This is a genomic window from Anaerolineales bacterium, from assembly GCA_015075725.1.
GTDB lineage: Bacteria > Chloroflexota > Anaerolineae > Anaerolineales > Villigracilaceae > Villigracilis.
Genome location: JABTTV010000001.1, coordinates 187885 through 209987 on the forward strand (window position 1 = coordinate 187885; position 22103 = coordinate 209987).

The 22103-nt window shown below is 49.4% G+C and carries 18 protein-coding genes; 4 read left to right on the forward strand and 14 right to left on the reverse strand.

All coding sequences use genetic code 11. The features are described from left to right. Positions 1-83: 83 nt before the first annotated feature. From HS100_00870 to HS100_00885, 4 genes are read left to right on the forward strand one after another with little or no spacing between them, the layout of a single operon-like run. Positions 84-1157: a right-handed parallel beta-helix repeat-containing protein gene (locus tag HS100_00870; GenBank protein MBE7432444.1), complete on the forward strand. Its 1074-nt coding sequence runs from the start codon at positions 84-86 to the stop codon at positions 1155-1157. A gap of 10 nt (positions 1158-1167) precedes the next feature. Then, on the forward strand, positions 1168-2640 hold the full coding sequence (locus tag HS100_00875) for an acyl--CoA ligase (protein ID MBE7432445.1): 1473 nt from the start codon (positions 1168-1170) through the stop codon (positions 2638-2640). 1 nt (position 2641) lies between these two features. Further along, positions 2642-3610 carry a hypothetical protein gene (locus tag HS100_00880; GenBank protein ID MBE7432446.1) on the forward strand — a complete coding sequence of 323 codons (969 nt, stop codon included), beginning with the start codon at positions 2642-2644 and terminating at the stop codon, positions 3608-3610. A 26-nt stretch (positions 3611-3636) separates the two neighbouring features. Then, positions 3637-4590, forward strand: coding sequence for a sulfotransferase (locus tag HS100_00885; GenBank protein ID MBE7432447.1), 954 nt, complete (start codon positions 3637-3639; stop codon positions 4588-4590). Positions 4591-4800: 210 nt separating this feature from the next. On the opposite strand, the gene nadE is transcribed toward HS100_00885, so the two are convergent. From nadE to HS100_00955, 14 genes are all read right to left on the reverse strand, one after another. Continuing rightward, entirely contained in the window at positions 4801-5769 is a 969-nt protein-coding gene (nadE, locus tag HS100_00890) for an NAD(+) synthase (GenBank protein MBE7432448.1), read from the reverse strand. Between the two features lie 2 nt (positions 5770-5771). Next, entirely contained in the window at positions 5772-7685 is a 1914-nt protein-coding gene (gene asnB / locus HS100_00895; protein MBE7432449.1) for an asparagine synthase (glutamine-hydrolyzing), read from the reverse strand. 22 nt (positions 7686-7707) lie between these two features. Then, positions 7708-7962, reverse strand: a complete 255-nt coding sequence (locus HS100_00900) for an acyl carrier protein (protein MBE7432450.1) — start codon at positions 7960-7962, stop codon at positions 7708-7710. Positions 7963-7990: 28 nt separating this feature from the next. After that, positions 7991-8980, reverse strand: coding sequence for a hypothetical protein (locus HS100_00905; GenBank protein ID MBE7432451.1), 990 nt, complete (start codon positions 8978-8980; stop codon positions 7991-7993). A 61-nt stretch (positions 8981-9041) separates the two neighbouring features. Beyond that, on the reverse strand, positions 9042-10247 hold the full coding sequence (locus tag HS100_00910) for a glycosyltransferase family 4 protein (GenBank protein ID MBE7432452.1): 1206 nt from the start codon (positions 10245-10247) through the stop codon (positions 9042-9044). Between the two features lie 15 nt (positions 10248-10262). Continuing rightward, positions 10263-11657, reverse strand: a complete 1395-nt coding sequence (locus tag HS100_00915) for a phenylacetate--CoA ligase family protein (GenBank protein MBE7432453.1) — start codon at positions 11655-11657, stop codon at positions 10263-10265. 17 nt (positions 11658-11674) lie between these two features. Next, positions 11675-12841 carry a glycosyltransferase family 4 protein gene (locus tag HS100_00920; protein MBE7432454.1) on the reverse strand — a complete coding sequence of 389 codons (1167 nt, stop codon included), beginning with the start codon at positions 12839-12841 and terminating at the stop codon, positions 11675-11677. Further along, the gene (locus tag HS100_00925; GenBank protein MBE7432455.1) at positions 12838-13794 is read right to left on the reverse strand and encodes a polysaccharide deacetylase family protein; all 957 of its coding nucleotides are present in this window, start codon (positions 13792-13794) and stop codon (positions 12838-12840) included. The genes HS100_00920 and HS100_00925 overlap by 4 nt, the downstream gene beginning before the upstream one ends. Continuing rightward, positions 13787-14983 (reverse strand): glycosyltransferase, encoded by a 1197-nt coding sequence (locus tag HS100_00930; protein MBE7432456.1) that lies wholly within the window; start codon positions 14981-14983, stop codon positions 13787-13789. Before HS100_00930 ends, HS100_00925 begins: the two co-directional genes overlap by 8 nt. Further along, positions 14983-16203, reverse strand: coding sequence for a glycosyltransferase (locus tag HS100_00935; GenBank protein ID MBE7432457.1), 1221 nt, complete (start codon positions 16201-16203; stop codon positions 14983-14985). The genes HS100_00930 and HS100_00935 overlap by 1 nt, the downstream gene beginning before the upstream one ends. A gap of 38 nt (positions 16204-16241) precedes the next feature. Next, positions 16242-17165 (reverse strand): sulfotransferase, encoded by a 924-nt coding sequence (locus tag HS100_00940; protein ID MBE7432458.1) that lies wholly within the window; start codon positions 17163-17165, stop codon positions 16242-16244. Positions 17166-17176: 11 nt separating this feature from the next. Next, positions 17177-18529: a glycosyltransferase gene (locus HS100_00945; protein MBE7432459.1), complete on the reverse strand. Its 1353-nt coding sequence runs from the start codon at positions 18527-18529 to the stop codon at positions 17177-17179. Next, complete coding sequence (locus HS100_00950) at positions 18513-20612, reverse strand: alginate lyase family protein (GenBank protein MBE7432460.1); 2100 nt, start codon at positions 20610-20612, stop codon at positions 18513-18515. The genes HS100_00945 and HS100_00950 overlap by 17 nt, the downstream gene beginning before the upstream one ends. Next, on the reverse strand, positions 20609-22090 hold the full coding sequence (locus tag HS100_00955; protein MBE7432461.1) for a polysaccharide biosynthesis C-terminal domain-containing protein: 1482 nt from the start codon (positions 22088-22090) through the stop codon (positions 20609-20611). The genes HS100_00950 and HS100_00955 overlap by 4 nt, the downstream gene beginning before the upstream one ends. Between the last annotated feature and the right edge of the window lie 13 nt (positions 22091-22103).

A 22103-nucleotide genomic window follows, 5' to 3' on the forward strand; every position in this document is an offset into this window, starting at 1 on the left:
CTCTTTCGCTCGATAATGCCCTTTATGTAAGCACAACGGGACATGATTTAAATCCTGGCACCCAGGCCCTCCCCTGGCAGACCATGAAAAAAGCCGTGGAATCGTTACAACCTGGCGATACGCTCGTAGTACGCGGAGGGTCGTACATAGGCGTCCACACCGGTTGGAGTTTCGACAGTTCTGGAACGGAGGACCGACCCATTACCATTACAAACCAGCCGGGAGAGCAGGTGATTTTCCAAATGCCCACCGCCGAATTCGACGACCGCTATATTTTCAGGTGCTCGGTCAACCCGGTTACGCCCGCCTCGTGGCAAACAACAAAAGCAGATTACATTCGCATCATCGGCACCGACGTTTCTCCCCAAACTTTATCCAATGGTGTTAAAAGCCGCAAAGGCATTGTAATGCAGGGATTGGAAGGTCAGCAATCGCCAGCCATATTTGCCACTGACTGCGATCATTGGGAGGTCGCCGGAGTGGACTTCATCGAAGTTGCATATGGAATCTCAACCAAAAAGAACAATTGGCGCACCATGGAAGAACACAGCCCCGATCATTGGTATGTTCACGACAACCGGGTATATAATTATTACCGCGAATCCGGAATGCAATTCAACGGAAGTTACAACATTATCGAAAACAACGAGATCTACAAGGTAAGCGACAGACTCGACACCCCATTCGGCTGTCAGTTACTAAACCTGCTCGGAAATAACAACATCGTGCGCGAAAATACCTTCAGCCGAATGGGGAGCGACGCCAATTGTCTTGGACTTATGTTCGAGTGGGATCTTGCCGACGTAAACCTGATCGAAAACAACACATTCCTCGATATACCTGTAGCAATTTCGATTCAGGGTGGGGATGCAAACATCATTCGAAACAATTATTTCGAGGCGGCAGTTTCAAACGCCCGTGCCGGGATCGTCATCGCCTCTTACGACGACCGAACCGGCTGGCCCTGCAATGAGCCGGATTCGATCTCACCGCCTGATAATCCTGCGCATCCAGAATATAAATATTACTATCCTCATGATTGTCACTCCAAAAACAACCAGATCATCGGAAATACATTTATTGGCTTTGAAATAGATTGGGTAATGCACCCCGTCTCTGTGGAAAGCAATATTATTATTAACAATTCAACCCAGTAGATAAAATAACGTGAACACAGCTGATTATCTCCTTCAATATGCCGCAGATGACGACTTCGTCATCATCGCATTTAATGCGAAATATAATTACAAGGAATTAAAACAGATCATTAATGTGGCAGCTCAAGGATTATTATCCAAAGGAATAGAAAAGGGTGATCGGGTGGGAATTCTTGGAAGGAATTCTCTTTTTTGGGCGGCATGTTACCTTGCGATCATGAAGGCGGGCGCGATAGCCGTGCCATTCGCCACAAAATTACCTCCGCCCGAACTTGCAGGGCAAGTCGAACAAACCGGATGTCGCGTCGTATGTGTGGAAAATACATTATTGGCTAAATACTCGCCGTTTTTTCCAAAAGGTATCGACATCATCGGCGAAGCGATTTTGGAACAAACCCATGCAATTTATTCGTCTGCTCCGCTCCCAGATGTGGATGAAAACGAGGATGCCGCTTGGATGTTAACGTCGGGAACGACAGCAAAACCCCGCATCACCAGGATAACACACCGGAATATCCAGACCAATACTGATTCGATCATCAATTATCTGGAGTTAACCCGCTCAGATCGAATTCTTTCCATTTTACCGTTCTATTATTGCTATGGTACTTCGCTATTACATACCCACCTACGAGTTGGCGGGTCGCTCGCGCTTGCGGATTCCGTGGGCTTTCCAGAAAAGGTATTGGATTTGATGGAAGAGACTGCCTGTACGGGTTTCGCAGGAGTCCCAACTACTTTTCAAATGTATCTGCGAAATTCCACATTCCCCCAGCGCAAATTGCCTGCCTTGCAAAAGATACAACAAGCCGGCGGAAAACTAATGCCCGCCTTGATCGAAGAACTCGTTCAAAGCCATGCGCGAGCCAAAGTCTATGTCATGTATGGACAGACAGAAGCCACGGCTCGTCTCTCGTACCTTCCACCCGACCTTCTGAATTCAAAACTCGGATCGATCGGGCGTGGCATCCCCGGCGTGAAATTAAGGGTTGTGAACGAGGCTGGAGCGGATGTAAAACCCGGTGAGGTGGGCGAAATCTTGGCATGGGGCGGGAATATATCACCCGGATATGTGAACGAGCCAGAAGCAAACGCCGAAAAATTCGTGAACGGCTCCCTGCGAACGGGCGATATGGCCACGGTGGATGACGATGGTTTTATCTACATAGTTGACCGCAAGAATGATTTTATAAAATCCTATGGCAACCGGGTCAGCAGTCAGGAAGTTGAAGCATGTGTCCTCGAAATGAAAGATATCGTCTCTGCGGCAGCAATCGGCGTGCCGGACCCCCTGCGAGGCGAAGCGATCCGCGTGTTTGCCGTGCGGAAAGCAAAATCAACCCTGACCGATGAGGAGATCATCCAGCACTGTATGAGGCGGTTGGCACGTTACATGGTGCCAAAGGAAATCGTATTTGTTCAAGCCCTGCCCACCAACCAACATGGAAAAATTATTAAATCCGAATTGAGAAAGGAAGCATAGCATGACCGCAAAATCCGAATCGGCGCCGCGGCAATCCGTCCGCCTGATTTTCATTCACCACTCCAGTGGGGCAAACTGGCTCGCTGACCAAAATGGTGGGCTGGGAAAAGCCTTGATGGAGAATAATTATTTCGTAAGCGATACTAACTACGGCTGGGGTCCGAACCGCATCGGAGACCGAACCGACATTGGTCATTGGTGGGAATGGTTCTGTTCCCATCAACGCAGCCAGGAATATATGAACGCGCTCTTCAATGATAGCGGGCAATGCGGCTCTTATTCCAGGATGCAAACTCCACCCGCAGGTGAAAACGAAGTCATTCTCTTCAAATCCTGCTATCCAAATTCGACATTGCGCGGCGACCTAACAGATCCTGTTCCTAGTTTCGAACGCAATCCCATTCGCGGACAGAAAGCGCCTACAGTTCCGCCGCCCGCCACTAATATCCGACGCTACTTGACGTATCAGGTAAAGTCCGGTGTTAAACAATTACTGGGCAGGAATAAAAATGAAGCGGCATATACGGTTGCCAATGCCAAGGGCATGTACATCGAATTACTAAAAGTTTTCCAAAAATACCCGAATAGACTTTTTATCGTGGTCACTGCGCCGCCCCTGCGGTTTTCCTCCGTAGCAGGGAATACGCGCGTGTTCAACTCCTGGCTGGCGAACGAATGGTTGATGGATTACCCATTGAAGAATGTAGCGGTTTTCGATTTTTACAATGTGTTGACCAGCAATGCGGGATCGCCCAACGCAAGCGACCTGGGTCAGGCGCGAGGCAACCATCACAGGCTTTGGGAGGGGCGCGTACAACATCAAATCGAGTTACAGTCCAATCACCTGGCTTATCCCACAATGGATGACCACGCCAACAAGACGGGCAATCAAAAGGCGACGGGAGAATTCGTACCGCTCTTAAATCATTATTACAATCTTTGGAAATCATCTCAACCCCAATCCACTTGACGGGAATTCAGAAAATAGACAAAAGTATGAACTCTAATTGGAGAAAACTGGCGCGCTACGCTTTCATCAACCTGGATCTGAGCCCGGATTCAACGATTTTCATTTCAGGCATGGCGCGCAGCGGAACAACCTGGCTCGCTGAAATCCTCAACCACGACAATTCCCATCGCGACATTCTCGAACCTTTTCTGCCTACCAAAGTCAAAACCGCGCAGGTTTTCAAGACTAATCAATACCTGAACCCAAACAAACACGATAGGGTTCTTATTCAAAATGCAAAAAAAATCCTTTCCGGTAATTTCAGGAGCCGCTGGAGTGATTGGGGAAACCGCAAATTCATCAGCACACGCCGGATCATCAAGGATGTGCGTGCCAATCTTATGCTAAAGTGGCTTTTGAGACTCCGCCCGAAAATGCCAACTCTTTTTCTGATACGTCATCCTCTTTCGATTCATTCGTCCTGGAAAAAACTGGGTTGGGGGCGCGGCACAGCCCCCAAAAGCGGGGATTTCGAGCAGGTTATAAACCAGGCTGAATTACTTGCAGATCATCCGCTTATTGCACACGGTCTTGCCCGCATCGACCCATCAGACTATTTCGAAAAGTCGATCTTTCTGTGGGGCATCCTTCATTATGTGCCGCTCATGCAATTAACCCCGGAAGACTGCCAGTTTGTATATTACGAAAATCTTGTACTGAAACCGGAAGAAGAGCTAGTCAAAGTATTTACGCACCTGAAAAAACCGTTTGATTTTTCGGAGCTGCGCCAAAAAATCCGCATTCCATCGAAAACGAATTATCATAAGAAGAATTTCTCTGTTGCACCCGAAACCCTCATACAAGGTTGGAAGAAGGATTTTTCACTAGCGGAAATAACCCGGTCTCTCGAAATTCTTGAGATTTTCGGTTTCAACCGCCTCTACGATGAAGACGGATTTCCCAACTTTCCAGAGAACAACCTCCCCAATTTTTTTTCATGAAAGTACGTTTCTTAAGTCCGAATCGAGGGTGGCTAGCCACAGAGTACACAATATACACAAGATTAAAGGCTTTTTTTACCTGTGCGCTTTATATACGCCCTGTGGTAAATAGAGTCTACAAGAGACAATCCCCGGGGCGATTGAAAAAGTTCACCGAAAAAAATTGTCGCATATTCGTAAGCAACGCGACATTCATCTTTGATCCTGACTTCAATCCAAATACACTGGGGGCGTGCGCAAATATTCGGTTGTCCGTTTTTTTTGCAGGATATCGGCCGTCACCCTATCCACCTGTTCTTTTTGCAAGCCTAGATCGTTGGCAATAGCGGAATTCTCCATGCCGCGGTCCATGCCCACCCAGATTCTATCCAGCAGGTCGAAAGGCACCCGGAAGTAAAACTCCTCCTGGGTGCTACCCGCGCTGTAAGTATCCGTGGTAGGCGTGCGTTCTATGATACCGCCGGGTACACCGGCGTACCGAGCCAATTGATAGACCTGCGTCTTGAGCAGGTGTCGGATGGGTTGGATATCCACCCCACCGTCGCCATATTTTACAAAAAATCCCTGGTCATGCTCATTCCGGTTCGACGTGCCGATCACTGCGTAGTTTCGCCGTTCTGCTTGAAAATAGAGGCGCATCATCCGCGTGCGCTGTTTCATATTCGTGGCGGCAACGATTCCCAAATATGCATGAGGCGGAAGGATTTTTTTCCTTTCGGGCTGCCCGGGGCGCAGCAAAGCAAGGGAGAACACATTCAAACCCGGTTTATCGAGCAAATTATCGGGCAGAACCAATTTGACTTTGTCGATGGCGGGATCGTAATCAGGAAACGCTTCGCGGATCGACTCGGTCAGATGGGTATAACATCCAAGACCTTCGAGGGCGGGTGTTATGTCGTCCACAATCAATTTGACCCCGAAATGATTCACCAACTCAGTTGCCAATGCCAAGCTTTCAGGGCTCGAATCTTTCTCCGGTAGAGAGAAAGCAACCACATTTTCGCTCCCAAGAGCGCGAACCGCCAAAGCCAGAACAAGCGAAGAATCGATGCCACCGCTCACCCCCACCACGCCGCCCCGGCGTTTGAATTCGTGAACTACATACCGCTTGATCCATTCAGAAACCCTGGTGACTTCCTCATCAACAGAGACCTGTATTACACTCGAAAGTATCGACATTACTACCTCCACATATAATGAAGTAATTGAACAGAGAGAATTCCGGTGAGCGCCATTTCCTCAGTTTCGCTCACATTTGCGCCACGCTGGCATTTCGCAATCAAGGCCGCGACGGACTCCGGCGCAAAATAACCGGTTTGCCTTATTTTTTCAGGGGAAAGGTTTTCACTGACATAATCCAGGCTGTCTCCGCCAAAAAAGACAGAGCGTATGGGAGCCCGATAAGGCTGTTTGGAACGGCGCAAAGTCTCCTGAGGAAGCTGGTCCTTCATGGCGCGTTTCAAAACAGCTTTTTCGCGAAGGCCGTACATTTTATGTTCAGCAGGCAGGCGAACGGAAAAGTCCACAACGCGCGGATCGAGGAACGGGAAACGTCCCTCCACGGAATTTGCCATCCCCATACGATCTCCCTGCGAAGCGAGTAAATAGCCGGAAAGAAATATGATGATTTCCAAGTATTGAGCCTGCGAAAAAGGATTCCAGAGCTTGAATTCAGCGGGCAGGGACTCCGCCAACTCAGCCAGCGGGTCGTACCCCTTGATCTCATTCTGATAAGCAGGCGAGAAAAATCGAAGACACCTGGCTGTGTTCTGCCAGCGCAAGCGATGAGCGTAAAAGGAATCGTCCGTGTTGGAAAGGTTTCTCCCGAAAAACATCCTGAGGTAAGCATCGCCGCCATAGGAAAGGGCGCTGATGTAGGGATACAGCCTCCGCAACAGGAGTGGACGGAACGCAGAATCAGGCTGGCGCGCCCAAAAGCGGCGGATCTTTGCTTCCTTGAAAATATCGTAGCCTCCCAGAATTTCATCGGCACCTTCGCCGGTCAAAACGACTTTGAAATTATGTTCATGAACCAACCGGGAAAGAAGAAGCATGGGAACGGGAGCGGTTCGCAACAGGGGCATTTCAGCATGACGAATCGCTTCAGGGAAGGCTGCAGCTATATCGACATGAGAACAATGAATCGCGTCGTTATCCACACCCAGAAATTCGTTGGTGCGTTGTTGATAGGCAGACTCGTCAAAAGCCTGATCGCCAAAAGCGATACTGAAGGTCTTCAGGCGCGTTTCCGAATGGTGGCGGGCAAGCGCCGTGATACTGGAGGAATCCAAGCCGCCGCTCAGGTAGGTTCCAACCGGCACATCGGAGCGCAGTCTCAAACGGACGGCGTCCTTCAAAAGCCAAAGGAGATGCTCAGCCGCTTCGTCGAGGGATGGTTGGGGCGAGTCGGAGGCGGGGTGCATGTTCAGTGTCCAGTATGGATGCTCCGTCATCTGTCCGCCGCGAATTTTGAGATAATGACCCGGCAGTACGCTTGAAATATTTCGATAACAGGTGCGTTTTCCGAGTGTGGTCCAAAAGGTGAAAATTTGAGACAGGGCAATCGGGTCGAATTCGGTTCGGATGCCAGGTTGGGTAAAGAGCGATTTCATTTCAGACGCGAAATAGAACGCGCTTTCCCTGAGGGTGTAAAAGATGGGGCGCACACCCAGACGATCTCGAGCAAGAATCAGGGTTTGATTTTTCTGGTCCCACAAGGCAATGGCAAACTGGCCGTTGAGCTTGAGAAGCCAGCCCTGTTCATCCTCTTCGTACAAATGCACAAGGACTTCCGTGTCACTTTGAGTGGAAAAAACATGCCCGACGGATTCCAATTCGCGGCGCAATTCGACGTAGTTATATATTTCACCGTTGAAGACCACCCAGACTGTGCTGTCTTCGTTATGAATGGGCTGCCTCCCACCCGCCAAGTCGATGATGGAAAGGCGCGCGCTTCCAAGCCCGACGTGGTCATTGGCAAATACGCCATTTTCATCAGGGCCGCGATGACGAATTGCCTCAAGCATAGAATAGACCATCTCCGGATCGACAGGCGGCCCCGACGTCAGATTCAACGTACCGGCAATACCACACATATATTACCTCTCGGGACTCGGGTCAAACCACGCCCTGTTTTCGGCGGATGTAAGAAGCCAGGTTTTGGATCGAATCGAAATTTTCAGGCAGGACTTCGGACGTGTCGATTTGAACGCTGAATTGATCCTCGACAAAAAAGACCAATTCAAGAATCCCGGTCGAGTCGATGATGCCTTTTTCGAGAAACGAATCGGAGACGCCCAACTGGTCGGCCTGTTCGCTGAGGATGAAGTTCTCAGCCAAAAACTTGCGGATCTTGTTTTCTACTTCAAACATGATACCTCTACTTAGAAGATGTGGATTTTCAGCCTTCCAGGGCTTTTTGCACGTGAGGAGCTATGAATTCAGCCATGTATTTTTGTCCTAGCGGTGTGAGATGCCCTTCCAAAAAATACATTCTTCTACGTTCTTCCATTGGCATCGTCAGCAGGTCGGTGAGCGGATCATACAAACGGCATTTGGCTTCGGCAGCAGCTTCACGGAATCGCAAGCGATAAAATTCAGGGCTGGTCTGTTCCTTGACATAAATGAAACGCGGTAATGGAACGATCATCAAAGGCGCGATGCTGCGCGCCGCCCATTCGAGAAAGATGGCTTTCATAACCTGCCAGGCAGGGTTATCGGGGTTGTCATATTCTGGAAATGGCTGGTAACGGATATTTCGCAAAACCACATCTTTGAGATTTACCTTTTGCAGCATGTCGCCGATCTTTGCGAACGTTCCTCCGCGATGAATCTTCTCCTTTTCGTTTTCCGGCAGGTCGTCAGGGTTGATGTATCCCTCCGGCACGGGGATATTGCCGCGGACCAGTTTCCCATCTACCAAGTCAAAAAATGGGCGGGCATAACATCTTTGCACGTTGTTTTCATCCAGGGTCTGCTCGTAATACGTTCTAAGTTTGCGAATCGTCTCGATGGCAGGAGCAACAATCACCAAGTCGTGTTCAATTTGGGTTCCAAATTCCTGGTAACAGAAATACTGTTGATCCACCGCAAAGCCTTCCATCGCAAAATTATAGACTTCCACGCCGGGTAAAATGGTTTCCAGAATATCGGGAAAGCGCTGGTCGTTGGAAACACCATTGCCAAATACATTCGAATCGCCAAACATTAATACACGCCTTACGCCGCTCTGTTTTTTCGGAATATAATCATGCGAGGAGCGGAAGCCAAAATTGTTGGATTGCAACACATAATCGCCCCATTCGGGATGCGTGAGAACGCGTTTGATATTCGGGCGTAGGCGCTTCCCAATGACAGGGTGGTATTCAACGATCTCCTCATCCAAAAGCATAATTCACCTCTCTCATCATAATCATGATATATTCAACAAATGCAGACTGCCGCGAAATAATTCATTTTCCAGCTCTGATTTTTTCATAGGCCGCAACGAGCGCTTTTGCCTGGTGTCGCCAGGCAAGGACATCCTCTACACGCGCCTTGCCCAGTTTTCCCATTTCTTCACGCTGTTCAGTGTTGTCCATGAGCAAGGCAATCTTCCGGGCAAAATCGAGTTCTTCGCCGTTCACTGCATATAGGGCGGCGTCATGGGCGGAATAACGATGCTCGATAAGATCGAACGCCACGACAGGTTTGCCAAGCGCCATGTACTCCATGACTTTTATGATCGTGGAATAATGGTTAAAAGGATTCGGTTTTTCAGGCGCAACGCACAAATCCGCCGCGGAAATATATTTGGCAACCTCTTCATGCGGAACATATCCGGTAAACATCACAAACTCATCTAGGTTAAGAATAGTGGCCTGTTTTTTGAGGTCTTCCAGCGCATCCCCGCCTCCGGCGATGACGCAGAAAAAGTCGCGGCGATTTAATTCATATGCCAGCACATGGAGAATGTTCAACAGATGGTTCACGCCGTCCTGATAACCGATGATGCCGAGATAGCCAATGGTCGTTTTTCCCTCCCGGCGAAGTTCGGGCGGAAACTCCACGCGACGCAATCGCTCCAAGTCTGGTCCGTTGCGAACGATAGTGATGCTGCTTTCCGGGATTTTACTGCGATGCAGTTCTATGTTCATATAAGATTGATTGGTCGTAATGACATGATCCGCAACGCGGCAGGAAAGCCGCTCCAAAAAGACCAATATTTCGTACACCAGGCGGGCAAACCATTTTTCAGCACCAAATCGCAGGCTGAAAACTTCGGGCGATAGATCGTGATGATCATAAACAAACTGCCTCCTGAAAAGCTTGTAGAAAATGGCGATCAGCACAGCCGTATCCGGCGGATTGGCTGCGTGGATGATGTCAAATCCGCGTCGCGCAAACACATGCAGAGAGACCAGAAACATCGCCAGCAGGGAATAGCCGTATTCGTAGGCATAACCGATAAATCCACGTCCCTGAAACGGGGGCGGATACGCGAAAATATGAATGCCGTCCATCTCTTCGTGAAATTTTCGCCCGTTCATGCCCGGGCAAATGACTGAAACGACATACCCGGCTTCTTGCAACGCCTGCGCCTCCTGACGCACTCGCACGTCCCGCCAGAAGGGATTGTTTTCCACAAGCATCAAGACCCGTTTGGGTCGGTTTGTCATAATCCTCTCCATCCTCTATGAGGGTACTTTTGAAACGATATGCTGCAGCTTGCCGTTCGTGCCAAACGGAAGTTCGTCCACAATCTCGATCTGATAACGGGTTGCAGAGCCAAGCTCGGCTTTCAGTTCCTCGACAACATGCTTTTCCTCATCGGGACCGAACCCTTCGCGGGGAAGAATTTTTACAACGACCGACCCCGCCTCTTCCTGTACAAACTGAGCGGCTTTCACAAAAGGCGTGCCAACAAAAGCGCCAACCGGCCGAATTCGCAAACCGTCTCCCGTAACGATGAAGTCATTGGTCCTGCCGGTAAGTTTTTCAATGATAGGCGTATCCCGGCCGCAGGCACAAGACGCTTCCTGAGACCAAACCCCCGTGTCGCCGATCCGATAACGAATCAATGGCATGGCGCGGTTGATAAAATTAGTTATCACCAACTCGCCTACTTCGCCCGCTTCTGCAGGAGAGCCGTCGGCGCGAATAATTTCGATCAAACCCGTTTCCGCGAGAACATGAAGTTTTCCGTGCTGACATTGAAGAATATGCCCGGAGCGTTCCCCGTTGCTGTAAAAATTATACACCACGCAATTAAAAGCCTGCTCCAGCGCCTTGCGTTGATGGTCAAGCAGGGTTTCGCTATAGGTGAAAACTCCTCGCGACGTGTAAGTAATGTCGTTTTCGATCATATATTGCGCGACTAGGTTCATAAAGGAAGGAATACCCTTGATCATGACAGGTCTGAAACGAAGCAATTCCCTGACGTAGTGAGGCAAAGTTGCGGGAGATATATGCTGGAGGGAAAAATACATTTCGTTTTCCGCGGCGTCATAAAGCCAAAAAGGCGGTTTTCGGCGGTCGGGATGGGTCAGCGGATGCCCGCCAAAGGTGGCGACCCGGTCACCGCGCCGCACTCCAACCCAGCCGTAATGATGCCAGACACAGCCGTAATGCCGCTGGTTGGCCTCTTCGCTTAGGGTAAAGTCCAAAGACGTTCCTGTCGTTCCGCTTGTGTGGTGGGTAAATACCGATCCTGCAAACACTGTGGAATGGAGTTCTGCATTTTTCGTGCGAATAACGTCCCTTTCCAGCAAAGGGAGGCTTCTCAGATCGGCAATGGACTGCAAATCATCGTGTCGGAACCCGACTTGATCAAAAAGGGACCGATAGTACGGCACATTCTCATACGCATAACGCAGGGTTTCCCTCAAATCTGAAACCTGCCGCTTGTCTCTTTCCACGCGGGATAAGCCTTCGTTTTCCCGCAGCAAGCGCATTTGATCTTGAAAAGCCTTTCCAAAACGCCGATTACGAACCTTCAATGAATACAACGCGGCAAATATCTCCCGCATAAATTTTGGAAGGCGATAATAAAGGTTGAGCAAATTCCGGTTGTTATACGATAAATTCATGGCTCATCTCCTGATAGTCAAACATGTGGGTCAACCGCGGGGTCGCCGCGCAACACCCGGCTATAGACTCTGTCCATCTGCATCATGGAATCATCCGGCATGAAATCCGCTTTGATCCTCGCCTGGTTGGCAGCCGCCATGACACGCCTCAATGGCTCGTCGCTAAGCAGGCGATCCAAACTTGAGGCAAGTGCACGAATATCTCCGGGTTCGACGAGAAACCCGTTCTCGCCGTCTTTTACAATTTCGGGAATCGCGCCCACCGGGGTGGTCACAACAGGCAATCCTAACGACATGGCCTCCAACAAGGAAAAGGGAAGATTTTCGCCATAGGATGGTAAAACATAAATCATGGCGTTTTGAAACAAGCTCACTTTTTCTTTCCCGGTCACAACGCCTACGAAGGCAACCTTTTTATCAAGCTGTTTGTCACGGCACAGTTCATCAATGCGAAGTTTTTCGCCCCGGCTTTCCTCTGACCCGGCAAAGACGATACGGGCATCGGGATGCTTCTCGAAAATCCAAGGTGCGGCTTGCAAAATATCGAATACGCCCTTCCGTTTACCCAAGCTGCCAAGAAAAAGTATATCTTTTTTGCCATTGGCAGCCGCAGATCGTCCCGCCTCCAATGCTTCAGCAAACTGGCGATCCACCGGGTTCGAGGCGATTTCAATCCGCAAATCGCCGCTTACTTCCGCAAGTAAAAATTGGCGCCATTTTTCAGACAGGGCAACCACAATATCGGACGAGGCAAAGACGAGCCCAATCCATTTCTTCGTCCACGGCTTGCAAGAAGCGTAATACTTATCGAACATGCCGCCATGCAAATGCGCCACCGTTCCCACACCGAAGATTTTTCCGAGCAAAATAAAAATTGCAGCCTTCCAAAACGCCAGCCCCGACGTCACCTGTACGTGAATCAAACTCGGCTTCTCTCGCAGGTTAACAACGAGGAATTGAAAGACCTGCCGTACAAGATAATTTATATTCATCAGCGAGAGACGGTTTTCCAACCCCAAATCCTGCATGGATCTGGTCGTATCCAATCGAAGGATGCGATATTTTTCAGCGATGACGGGAGAGGTAGCGAGAATTTCGATAAATGTAGCCACGCCTCCAACCTGACCCAGGCCGGGTCCCACAACCAATACGGTCTCTTTCGCTGTATGAGCCGTCCGCTTCACGCCGCACCGCCAGCAGCATAAGCCTTGCGCGCCAAGTCGATCATCGTAATGGATTGCATCGTGCCCTTTTTTATCTCACCGGCAACTTGGCCGAGAAGGAATCGTAACTTCTCAAAATCCCTGTCCGTTTTGAACTCTTCAGGATGCGCCCAAATGTGAACGATTTTGCCTTCCCGCGCGGCCCGTTTTACAGCTTGGATCATCGGGCGGATGCGAAGGCTTGCAAGACCGACCGCATCGAGCACCGCCTCCACCCGGCGATTCATGCCAAATAACCAGCGTGAGGCGGGAAGGTTGATCAACCCGCTTTCGTCAAGAATAGGATCATATACTAGCGGAGTCCGCGTTTGAAAGATCAAATCGAATACGTTCATGGCTTTTCGAAGAAGTGTAAAACGCGACCCTTCCGGATGTAATTCATCTCCGCGGTAGCAAATATACCCGGCATCCTTGAAGGATTTCAAGTGCCCCGCCCGGTTGCGCGGAAATGCCACAGAATATGGCGTAATGTTCTTTCGCGCAGCAAGCCGCTGCCATTCTGAGATCTCCGTTTTTGCCTCTTCTTCAGTCATTATGCGCTCATCAAAGACTTTGTGAGTGTAACCGTGAAAGCCGATTTCATGCCTCGCGCCTCGCCCTCGCAGCAGGTCAATGACATCCGCGCCGTACCAAAGTTGGTTACCGGTATCGTAGATATGTTCGAAACTGGAGTATTTTCCCTTCCATTCCAAGACGGGACAAATTTCGCATTTTTCGCAGGAGGCGTAAAACATATGTCCCACCACTGCCCAAGTGGCTGAAATATCGAACTCGTCGAAAATATCCAACAGACGGCGGATGGCTTTGCGTTCCCAAACGCCATCCTCGGAAAATCTGCCTAAAAGATATTGATCGAAATATCCCCAAGCAAGTTCCGTATCGAGCGAAAAAAGAAAATAACCCTTATTATCCATCTTTAATTCTCTCAAGACTTGTGATTCCAAGGGCTGTAAGTCCATTCTCCAGTGCCGTTCTCAGCTTACGAGCAGACTCGCTCCATGTCCAAGCAGAAGAGGCAAGAGCAGCGCGTCTGCCCATCTCGTTCAACTCGCCTGATTTCTTCCATACCTTGCGAAGAGCCGCTAATAAATTATCCTCGTCCGAGCCTTCCATCCAAATCACATAATCGCCATTGCCGATGACATCGGTGTGACAGGCGATCCGAGTTGCAAGAATTGGCAATCCAGATGCCATGTATTCAAAAAGTTTGATAGGGCTGCTAACTTGAAATTTTTCTTCATCCGGGAAGGGAAGCACACCGATATGAGCCCTGCTCAACACGCCGGGAACCTGAGCATGATCCACGCGTGGCAATACACGCACACAACCATTCGTTTCACTGGCATATTTTTCAAGTTCTTCTTTTTGGTTGCCATCTCCCACCAGAGAAAGAACCATTGACATGCCTTCAGTGTTTGCCTTCACTACAGCACTACTCAAGTTCATAAGGTTACGCTCGTAGTTCAATATCCCTACATATATCAATTGGACTGTCTTATCACCATCTGGCCAGGTTCTCGAGGATCGTGCTGGGTGGAATAATTCTGCGTCCACGCCGGAAGGCCAAACGCCCCAAAGTTTTTCACAAGGAATCCCGACGTATTCCGCCATGCGGGGAGTAATGGCTAGACGGCCATCCACCCAAAAATTCACACTTTTTTCTATGAAAGAGTGATAGTTGCGACGGATGGTATCTTTCCATCGTCCGCGAGATGCAGGAGCCATATCCACCGTCCGGGTATCCATTACGAGGGCAGGCAGATGGCGTTTCTGAAGGCGCAACAATATTGCCAGCGGAAGCATCCAAGGGGCGGACATGGAATGGAAAAGGACAACATCAACTGAATTCAGTCGGCTATAAATGAAAGAAAGGGCACGAATGTGAAAAACAAGCTGACGCAGGAGGTAGATCTCGGGTCTGTGTATACAGTAAAGTTGAACACCCTTCAACATCTTTGTTTTACCGTCCCCCACGACAATTAGAGTCACTTCCCAACCGGAACGATTCAATTCCCTGCTGGTATCGAGCATTGTTGCCGAGTCCAGGCTTTTTTCAGGATTGCCGGGCGCCACCCATAACAATTTATGAATTGGGCTGTTCATTACGCTATTGTCCTCAAGTTTCGATTGCAAGTTGTATCATAGAGTTGGATGTGTTTTTGCGCGATTAGATCCCAGTCATAACGTTCCACCACCAACTCGCGCGCCCGACGAGTTATCTCCACCCATTGTCGTTTGTTCTTAAGAAGATTAAGGATATGCTCGGCAAACAATCCAGGTGTGTCCGCAATGAAGAGATGCTCGCCGTTTCTGACGTCAAGCCCCTCGCAGCCGATGGCAGTAGTTACCACAGGTCGTCCAAGCGCCATCGCTTCAAGGATTTTGAGGCGCGTACCCCCTCCGGCCCGCAATGGGACAACACAAATGATACTATCTTTATAATACGGGAGCAGATCATCAACCCGCCCAGTAACATGGACTCCATTTCCGACAAAGCGTGTCACTTCTGAAGTTGGATCTTTGCCTACAATCCAAAATTCGATTTTTGGATAATGCCCTTTGATGATCGGATAGATCTTGCGGCAAAAATTTGTTACAGCGTCAATGTTGGGACGATAAGCCATATTCCCGACAAAAATCAAGCGGTTCGTGGTCTCAGGAAAAGGCAGGGGAGCGTACCGCTGCGTATCCACGCCGTTCGGTAAAACGGTTATTTTCAATCCAGGATTGGACGCCAACAACAAATCCTTGTCGGATTGGGACATGGTGATGCAATGGGTAAATCGCTGAGCCTGGAAAGGTTCCCAATCACGCATCATGCGGCTGTGAAGCCAGGTCCGTAATTTTCGAGCACGCCTTGGTTCTACCTGGCTCATCTTCTCGTGCTTGATAAAGTTCACATCGTGAAAGGTCAGAAAGGTCTTTGCGCGAACCGCCTCGGGCAGATAATCCAGGTAAAAACTCATGTGCGAGTCTTCGATCTGGATGACGTCAAAATCGACACGGGAAATCATATCCAAAATTTTATCCACGAATTGCTTCGACTCATAGGCTATCAAGGTGGGCGGAATGCCCTTGAAAAAATAGCGCGCTACCTGTAGCGGATTTGTCAGCGCAGCCTGACGCGAAATGGGAACTGTAACAACCTCGCGGCAAATATCACGCAAGTGTTCAATATCGGCTGGATCTTCTTGACCGGTGGTAAACGCGGCAAGCCAAACGTCATGCTCCCCGGCTATCCGGTAAAGAAGGTTATACACCCGCAATGGAAAGCCGGAATTTGGCGGGTAGGGAAGGTTGTTAGAAATTAGCAAAATGCGCATATTGGGTTTGTGGGCAAGCCGTCGAATATGAATTTACATCAGTTCAGCCACATAGAGAGATCTTCGTTTATCAGATCCTGAAGAAGCAAGATATCATCTTTGAAAAACACCGATAACTCAGCTCGGAGTTCGGGAGCAAGTTCCGGCGGTTTCGCCAATAGCTGTCGCCGCGTCTGGGCAACGAATCTTTCGCGCAATCCCTTCGGCGCCAAAAACTTGAGTCCCGAAAGAGCGGGAAAAATCTTTTGGAGAAAAAATCTGCCAGCCTTGCTGCGTGGCAAGCCACCGCCTTCGTTGAAACGGACGTCGAGATTTGAGGGAACGAACAAAGAATCGACGTTCAAGAAACCATACAGTTTCCTCACCAAACCCTCCCGGTCGGTGGAAAGGCGGTCGAACAATAACACGCATATCTGCGAAGGGTCGAACATGGCATAATATTTCTTCAAAAGTTGATAATACAAACTGCCCGCCACAAAGCGTCGGCGGCTGGTGCCGTCTGAAAGAACTTTAGTCACTTTGATCGCCTCGGTAAAATCGGTTATTTTTTCATTACCTTGACGGTATTCCATCTGCCATTGAGAGTACGCTCGGTCGACAGGGTGGCGCAGGATGGCAATCAACTTGACACCAGGCAAATAATGTTTAATTCGCCCGGGTGCTTCCAAACTAACAAGGTAGGTGGGAGAAACTTCGCCAATGGCAATCTCATCCCGAGCTCCGGCGAAAAGCCTTTTATAATCTTCGAAATTCGTCACCACACCCTCTGCCCAGCGGCCGCCGCTCATTTTCTTCCCTTCGAAAGCAAAGAAACTCGGTTCATTGGCGGGGCACATAAAAACCTGCGGATGTGCTTCCAAATAGTGATACAAGGAATTCGTTCCTGACTTGAACGCTCCGATTACCAAAAAATTGGGGAGGATATCTGTTTTCCTGTCGTTCATCCTGTTTTTGTTATCCATTTCTCCAAAGTTTAGTTTGGCGAAAACATACCAGAAAAAATCCGTGCCAGTTTCTCTGCAAGTGCCTTGCGATCATATTCCTCGATGCCGGATGGGGAGATCTTTACGGGTTTGCCCTGCTCATATTGGTCGAACATAGTTTGAATCGCGCGTTCGATTCCATCCACATCGTCCGGAGCAACCGTTACACCCAACTTTCTGGCTTCGAGCAGTTCCTGCCCGGCGCCGTTGCAACTTAGGAGGAGAATAGGCGCATTCCCTACCGCCCAATATTCATATATCTTTCCGGGGATCAACGTGGCAAAGTCTTCGTAATTCATCGCCATCAAAAGATCCGCCGATTTCATCAGCCGGAGAACGTCGGCGTGCTTTAGGTGCCCGTGCTCTTTAATCACATTGGCAAGCCCCATTTTCTTTGCCATTTCGCGGTGATTGACCGTAAAATCGCCTGCAAATTCGAGCGAAATGCGATCTGCCAGCCGCGGTTGTTTCTCTAGTACATGGCATATAGCCTCAAAAAAACCGCGGGGATTTCTTGCCCAAAGCTTCGAGTCGTTCAATGAACCAGCATGAACGATGCGAAATTTCGGATTCACCGGCGCTTCCATCGCTTGTACAACTTCGAAATCCTTCAAGTCACAGCCGTTTGGAATGAAGATAAATTTCTCGGTCGGCTGGGAGGGATAACGCGCGACAAACGCTTTTCGGCTCCATTCCGTTACCAGGATCACCTTATCCGCGAGGCTCACAACCCAGCGTTCCATAAGACTTTCGATGGCGCGAATCGGGTACGGTTTCGAGAAATACCAAGGTGTTTCGATCCAATCGTCGCGGAAGTCGAGAACAAGCCGCTTGCCGGTCAAAACTCGCAGACAGGCGCCGATCAGCGCGTCGGAAAATGGCGGGCATGTGGCAAAGATGAGATCAATCCTGTCTTTTTTAATAATTCTCCGTCCAGCGCGAACAGCAAACGGAAGCCAGGTCAACTGTCGGTCCGGCAGAAGCGAGCGGAACATCCAGCGGCGTGCACTTCCCAATATTTTAGCGACAAGCCCGGCAATCCGGTTCCTCTTTCCAAATCTTCTTTCTTTTTCCAAATACTCAACCGACGGTTCGCCGGGATAGGTACGATGAATGGCCACGCCCTCGGGAATCTCGGAAAGCAGCGCCTCGCTACCCACCCGCCGCAGGGTCTCATATTCTTTATCTTCATCCACAGTTAGAACGGAAGGCAACCACCCCAATGAAGGCAGGTATTTGATGAATTTCGCAGCGCGTATGGAATAGCCCACTGGAAAGAACGGCGGAAAAGCGCGGCTGATTATCAGAACTTTTTTCATCGCATCTTCACGCTGGTTCTGCATTGGATTCTCCTTTGCCAGCCACACCGACAGGGGTAAAGTCGAAGCGCCAGTGAAATTCAGTGTCGGTCCCGGTCAATTCGCCTTCCCAGACGGCATATACTTGCGTGTTAGGCAATTTCACTCCATAATTATATGAAAACCAGGCGTTCTTTATTACGAGCCGCACTCCCCTATCAGGAGCCAAGATCGTACCAATCGGCATCGAATTCTTAACAATGGAGAAATTATTTTCTTTCGGCACGACTTCCAATCCGGGTGCGAAATGAAAGAACCATTCAAGACGATGTACACCTCTTTCCTTGCAGTTGGCCTTATCCATCAATTCCCAAACCCGTAGTTGGGGGTGGGAAATTCTCCGGCTCAGTTTCACGCCGCTGACAGGAATCATACTGCCGGATACGGTGTTACCATCCCAACTGTCGCATTTCGCATCGATGACGCGCGTCCAGCCAAAAAATCGTTTTGGGTCGCCTTGTTGAACACCATCCACCATCACCGTATTGTGGGAATGGGTCAGGCGGAAATGACCACGCCATTCCCCGGAATACATGTAAGTTCCAGAATCGACAAGCAAGGGTTCGCCGCTAATCCATAGCACAAGGCTGAGCATGTCGCAATGGGCATGAGCGCTATATCCCGCGCCGCCCAAACCAAAGGGTCCACAGCGGAAATATGCCACATCGGTATCGCGAGACCACGAGTCGCGGATGATATACATGCCGCCATGCGGAAAATGCCCCGAAGCGGCCATAGGCGCGCGTGCATGGAGGGAGTCCCACTCATTAGAAGCGTTTGGTCCGAGAATCCATAACGTTTCAGGGTCGAGGTTTTGCGCGACATATTTCATATCTGCCCTGTTGAATAACAAAGCGCCAGTCGAAAGAAGCGGGCGGACATCCCAAAAGTCTTTTTCGAGTCCCAGCCCCAACGCTTTGCCATAATCTGAGTCGCCCCAAGCGGGGACCGTGCCGGCGGGGGTTATGCTGAACAATAAATAATCGAACATTTTTTCCAGCACAGGAGCGAGATCGAACTGAATAGGCAAGGAGTCTCTTTTAGTACGAATAAATACCAGCAATAATAATTCAAGCACAAAGCGGTGGTACCCAATGGCCTGCTCCTTGTGCATCCCATCTTCGTGCATTTGTTCCCCTGCTTGCTGAAGAATGAAATGCAAAGCAGTCTCCTGCCAGGTTTGTGAGTTGCCAAATTCAGGGAAGGATGATGCCACCAGAAAAAGGCCGGACAATTCGGCAATCAGATGATTGTTTGGCACGTCTTTTTTGGTGCGCGTGTTCTGCAAATATCCGCTTAGAAAATCGGTCTGCTGCCAAAGGCTTTTAATAAAAGCGGACCCACATCTTTCCATAAATACGGGAGACGCGCGGAAAAATTGAAATGCTGCCGTCCATGCCAGCAGGCGGATGGATACCTCAAGTGGATAGTACCAGTTCATCCCATGCTGCAGCGGATTTTTCTCGACCCAGCTTTCCACTAGTCCGCAGAATGCGTCAATGTACCGCCGCTCGTTGGTAAGCCAATAGGCGATTCCAAGAGTAATTAAAAAATGATGCCTGTTGAGTTCCCAATAGACGATGAGGTCCGCGGGGCGACGGGCAGAATAGAGATATGAAGAGTACCGACTGCGATGCCAAAAAGGCCAGCGGAATCCCGTTACAGGGTCGGTATGCCAATCCACGCCCTGTGGGAAGTGGTATACCCGGCCAAGGAGGTGAATTTCATTTCTACAAATTGCGTCGGCAGTTGAAATCACATCGGCAACGTATTCAGGATTTTTTTCCTTGAAGAGGGCAACGGATGCAACGTGCGCGTCGTGGGGAAAGATAAAGGAGCTACCAGACCGGCTTGCAAGATGGCGCAGTAGTGATTGAACAGAGTCCCATTTTCCCGCCGTCTTCGAAAGGAATTCAATATCACCCAATGAACGCCTGGAGCGTATTCCCCACCAAATGGATTGCGACCCAACCCGGGTCTTGTGTCGAAGCGAATGGAAGGCATTCGATAAAACGCCTCCAATCCCAATCTCTGTCATTCGTCTCAGGTAGTAAGAAGGAGATTTCATTTTTCCACCCGAATCAATTTCAGCAATAACTGCTTTGCCATACCTTTTTCTTCGGCTGTGATTTCACCTAACGCCCAAAGCGTGGCGGTGTAAACGGATGCGCCTAAGATTATTTTGCCCAAGGTCGGGATCAATTCGGAATTCCCAGCATCCAATGCATTTGCCCCATAGACTGTCGCCCCCATTAGTAACGCGGCTCCTCCAACCCGGAACAAGGTTCCAACCGGTAATCTCCACGTCAGGTATTTGCGCGAAGCATAAGCTTGCAAAACCAGTAAAAGGGAATATCCTATCAGGGTTGTGACAGCCGCGACAACGTAACCATAAACTGGCACAAGCAAGATGTTAAGCCCGATATTAAGTGCCCCGGCCAGTAATTGGTTCACGGCAAATCGGAAGGTTTTATTATTGAGGATAAGACCCCAACAAGCAATGCGAGAAAGTCCCCAGGCAAATGTGGAGAATGCGACAAAACCGACGATACGATATCCTTCATGGTAAGCTTCGCCTGTCAGCAGCGTAATGAAAGGCAAGGCAAGGCAAGTTAGTCCCACCGTAACCGGCAGGCAAATAATTAGAAACAAACGAGTAAGACGGGTGATCAAGCGTTCCGTATTTTCGCGCCCCTGAGCCTCCCATGAATTAGCCACCGCGGGTCCGAGGCTCATTAAAAAAAGAGTAACTGCCAAGTTGATCGTGCGGTCGGAAATATTATACACAGCGGAATATAACCCAACCTCGATACCCGGCCGGAAAAATTCAATCACGAAACGGTCCGAAAGCCGAAGCCCCCAGAAAGCGGTATTTCCAAACGCAAGCGGCCAGGCGAAAGACCATATCGCCGCCATAGAAGAAGAATCTAGAAGGTTCGGGCTAACCTGCACTCCCTGCATGGTTGCTCGAATCAACAGGGGAATCGCAAGAATCTGCACAAGGACCGTTCCATACATCAACCCCTCAATGCGCAGACCAAAGGCGAGCACAAATATCAACCCCAAAATAAGTCCGCCGTAATAGTTGGTAAGATTAAGTTTTGTAAAAAGCCCGCTCTTTTGTTGTACTCGCAAGACCTCCATAAATATGGTATAGAAACTGTTGACAGCAAAAATAAGAATACTGATCCACAATAGAGGAAAAAGCACGCTGTCGATCTGTCCGTGAAACAAGACAAGTCCCGCTGCCGAAAGCATGCTCATGCTCCCGGCTACCGCTGCGGTCATGGCAAGGACATTGGAAAAGAATCCATTGAGGTTGTCTTTTACCTTATACGCAGGAAAAAAACGCAAGGCAGCGGTGCCAATTCCCGACATGGCAATGGCAAAAAGAAAATCCGTCGCTCCTAATGCCAATGCCCAATCACCATATTCATCAGGAAGAAAAATACGGGTCAGAATAGGAGTCGTAATCAATCCGGTCAGTGCAGGCAACACTTTGGTCGGCAGGTAAATCAGCATATCCCGGAGAAAAGATTTGATCATTTATTATTAAACC

Coding starts and splice junctions, on each gene's coding strand:
- HS100_00880 (MBE7432446.1), top strand. CDS start 2,642: ATGACCGCAAAATCCGAATCGGCGCCGCGGCAATCCGTCCGCCTGATT.
- HS100_00945 (MBE7432459.1), bottom strand. CDS start 18,529: ATGCAGAACCAGCGTGAAGATGCGATGAAAAAAGTTCTGATAATCAGC.
- HS100_00905 (MBE7432451.1), bottom strand. CDS start 8,980: ATGCTTTTGGATGAGGAGATCGTTGAATACCACCCTGTCATTGGGAAG.
- HS100_00870 (MBE7432444.1), top strand. CDS start 84: ATGAAAAAAGCCGTGGAATCGTTACAACCTGGCGATACGCTCGTAGTA.
- nadE (MBE7432448.1), bottom strand. CDS start 5,769: ATGTCGATACTTTCGAGTGTAATACAGGTCTCTGTTGATGAGGAAGTC.
- HS100_00950 (MBE7432460.1), bottom strand. CDS start 20,612: ATGAAATCTCCTTCTTACTACCTGAGACGAATGACAGAGATTGGGATT.
- HS100_00955 (MBE7432461.1), bottom strand. CDS start 22,090: ATGATCAAATCTTTTCTCCGGGATATGCTGATTTACCTGCCGACCAAA.
- HS100_00940 (MBE7432458.1), bottom strand. CDS start 17,165: ATGGATAACAAAAACAGGATGAACGACAGGAAAACAGATATCCTCCCC.
- asnB (MBE7432449.1), bottom strand. CDS start 7,685: ATGTGTGGTATTGCCGGTACGTTGAATCTGACGTCGGGGCCGCCTGTC.
- HS100_00935 (MBE7432457.1), bottom strand. CDS start 16,203: ATGCGCATTTTGCTAATTTCTAACAACCTTCCCTACCCGCCAAATTCC.
- HS100_00885 (MBE7432447.1), top strand. CDS start 3,637: ATGAACTCTAATTGGAGAAAACTGGCGCGCTACGCTTTCATCAACCTG.
- HS100_00910 (MBE7432452.1), bottom strand. CDS start 10,247: ATGACAAACCGACCCAAACGGGTCTTGATGCTTGTGGAAAACAATCCC.
- HS100_00925 (MBE7432455.1), bottom strand. CDS start 13,794: ATGGATAATAAGGGTTATTTTCTTTTTTCGCTCGATACGGAACTTGCT.
- HS100_00930 (MBE7432456.1), bottom strand. CDS start 14,983: ATGAACAGCCCAATTCATAAATTGTTATGGGTGGCGCCCGGCAATCCT.
- HS100_00915 (MBE7432453.1), bottom strand. CDS start 11,657: ATGAATTTATCGTATAACAACCGGAATTTGCTCAACCTTTATTATCGC.
- HS100_00900 (MBE7432450.1), bottom strand. CDS start 7,962: ATGTTTGAAGTAGAAAACAAGATCCGCAAGTTTTTGGCTGAGAACTTC.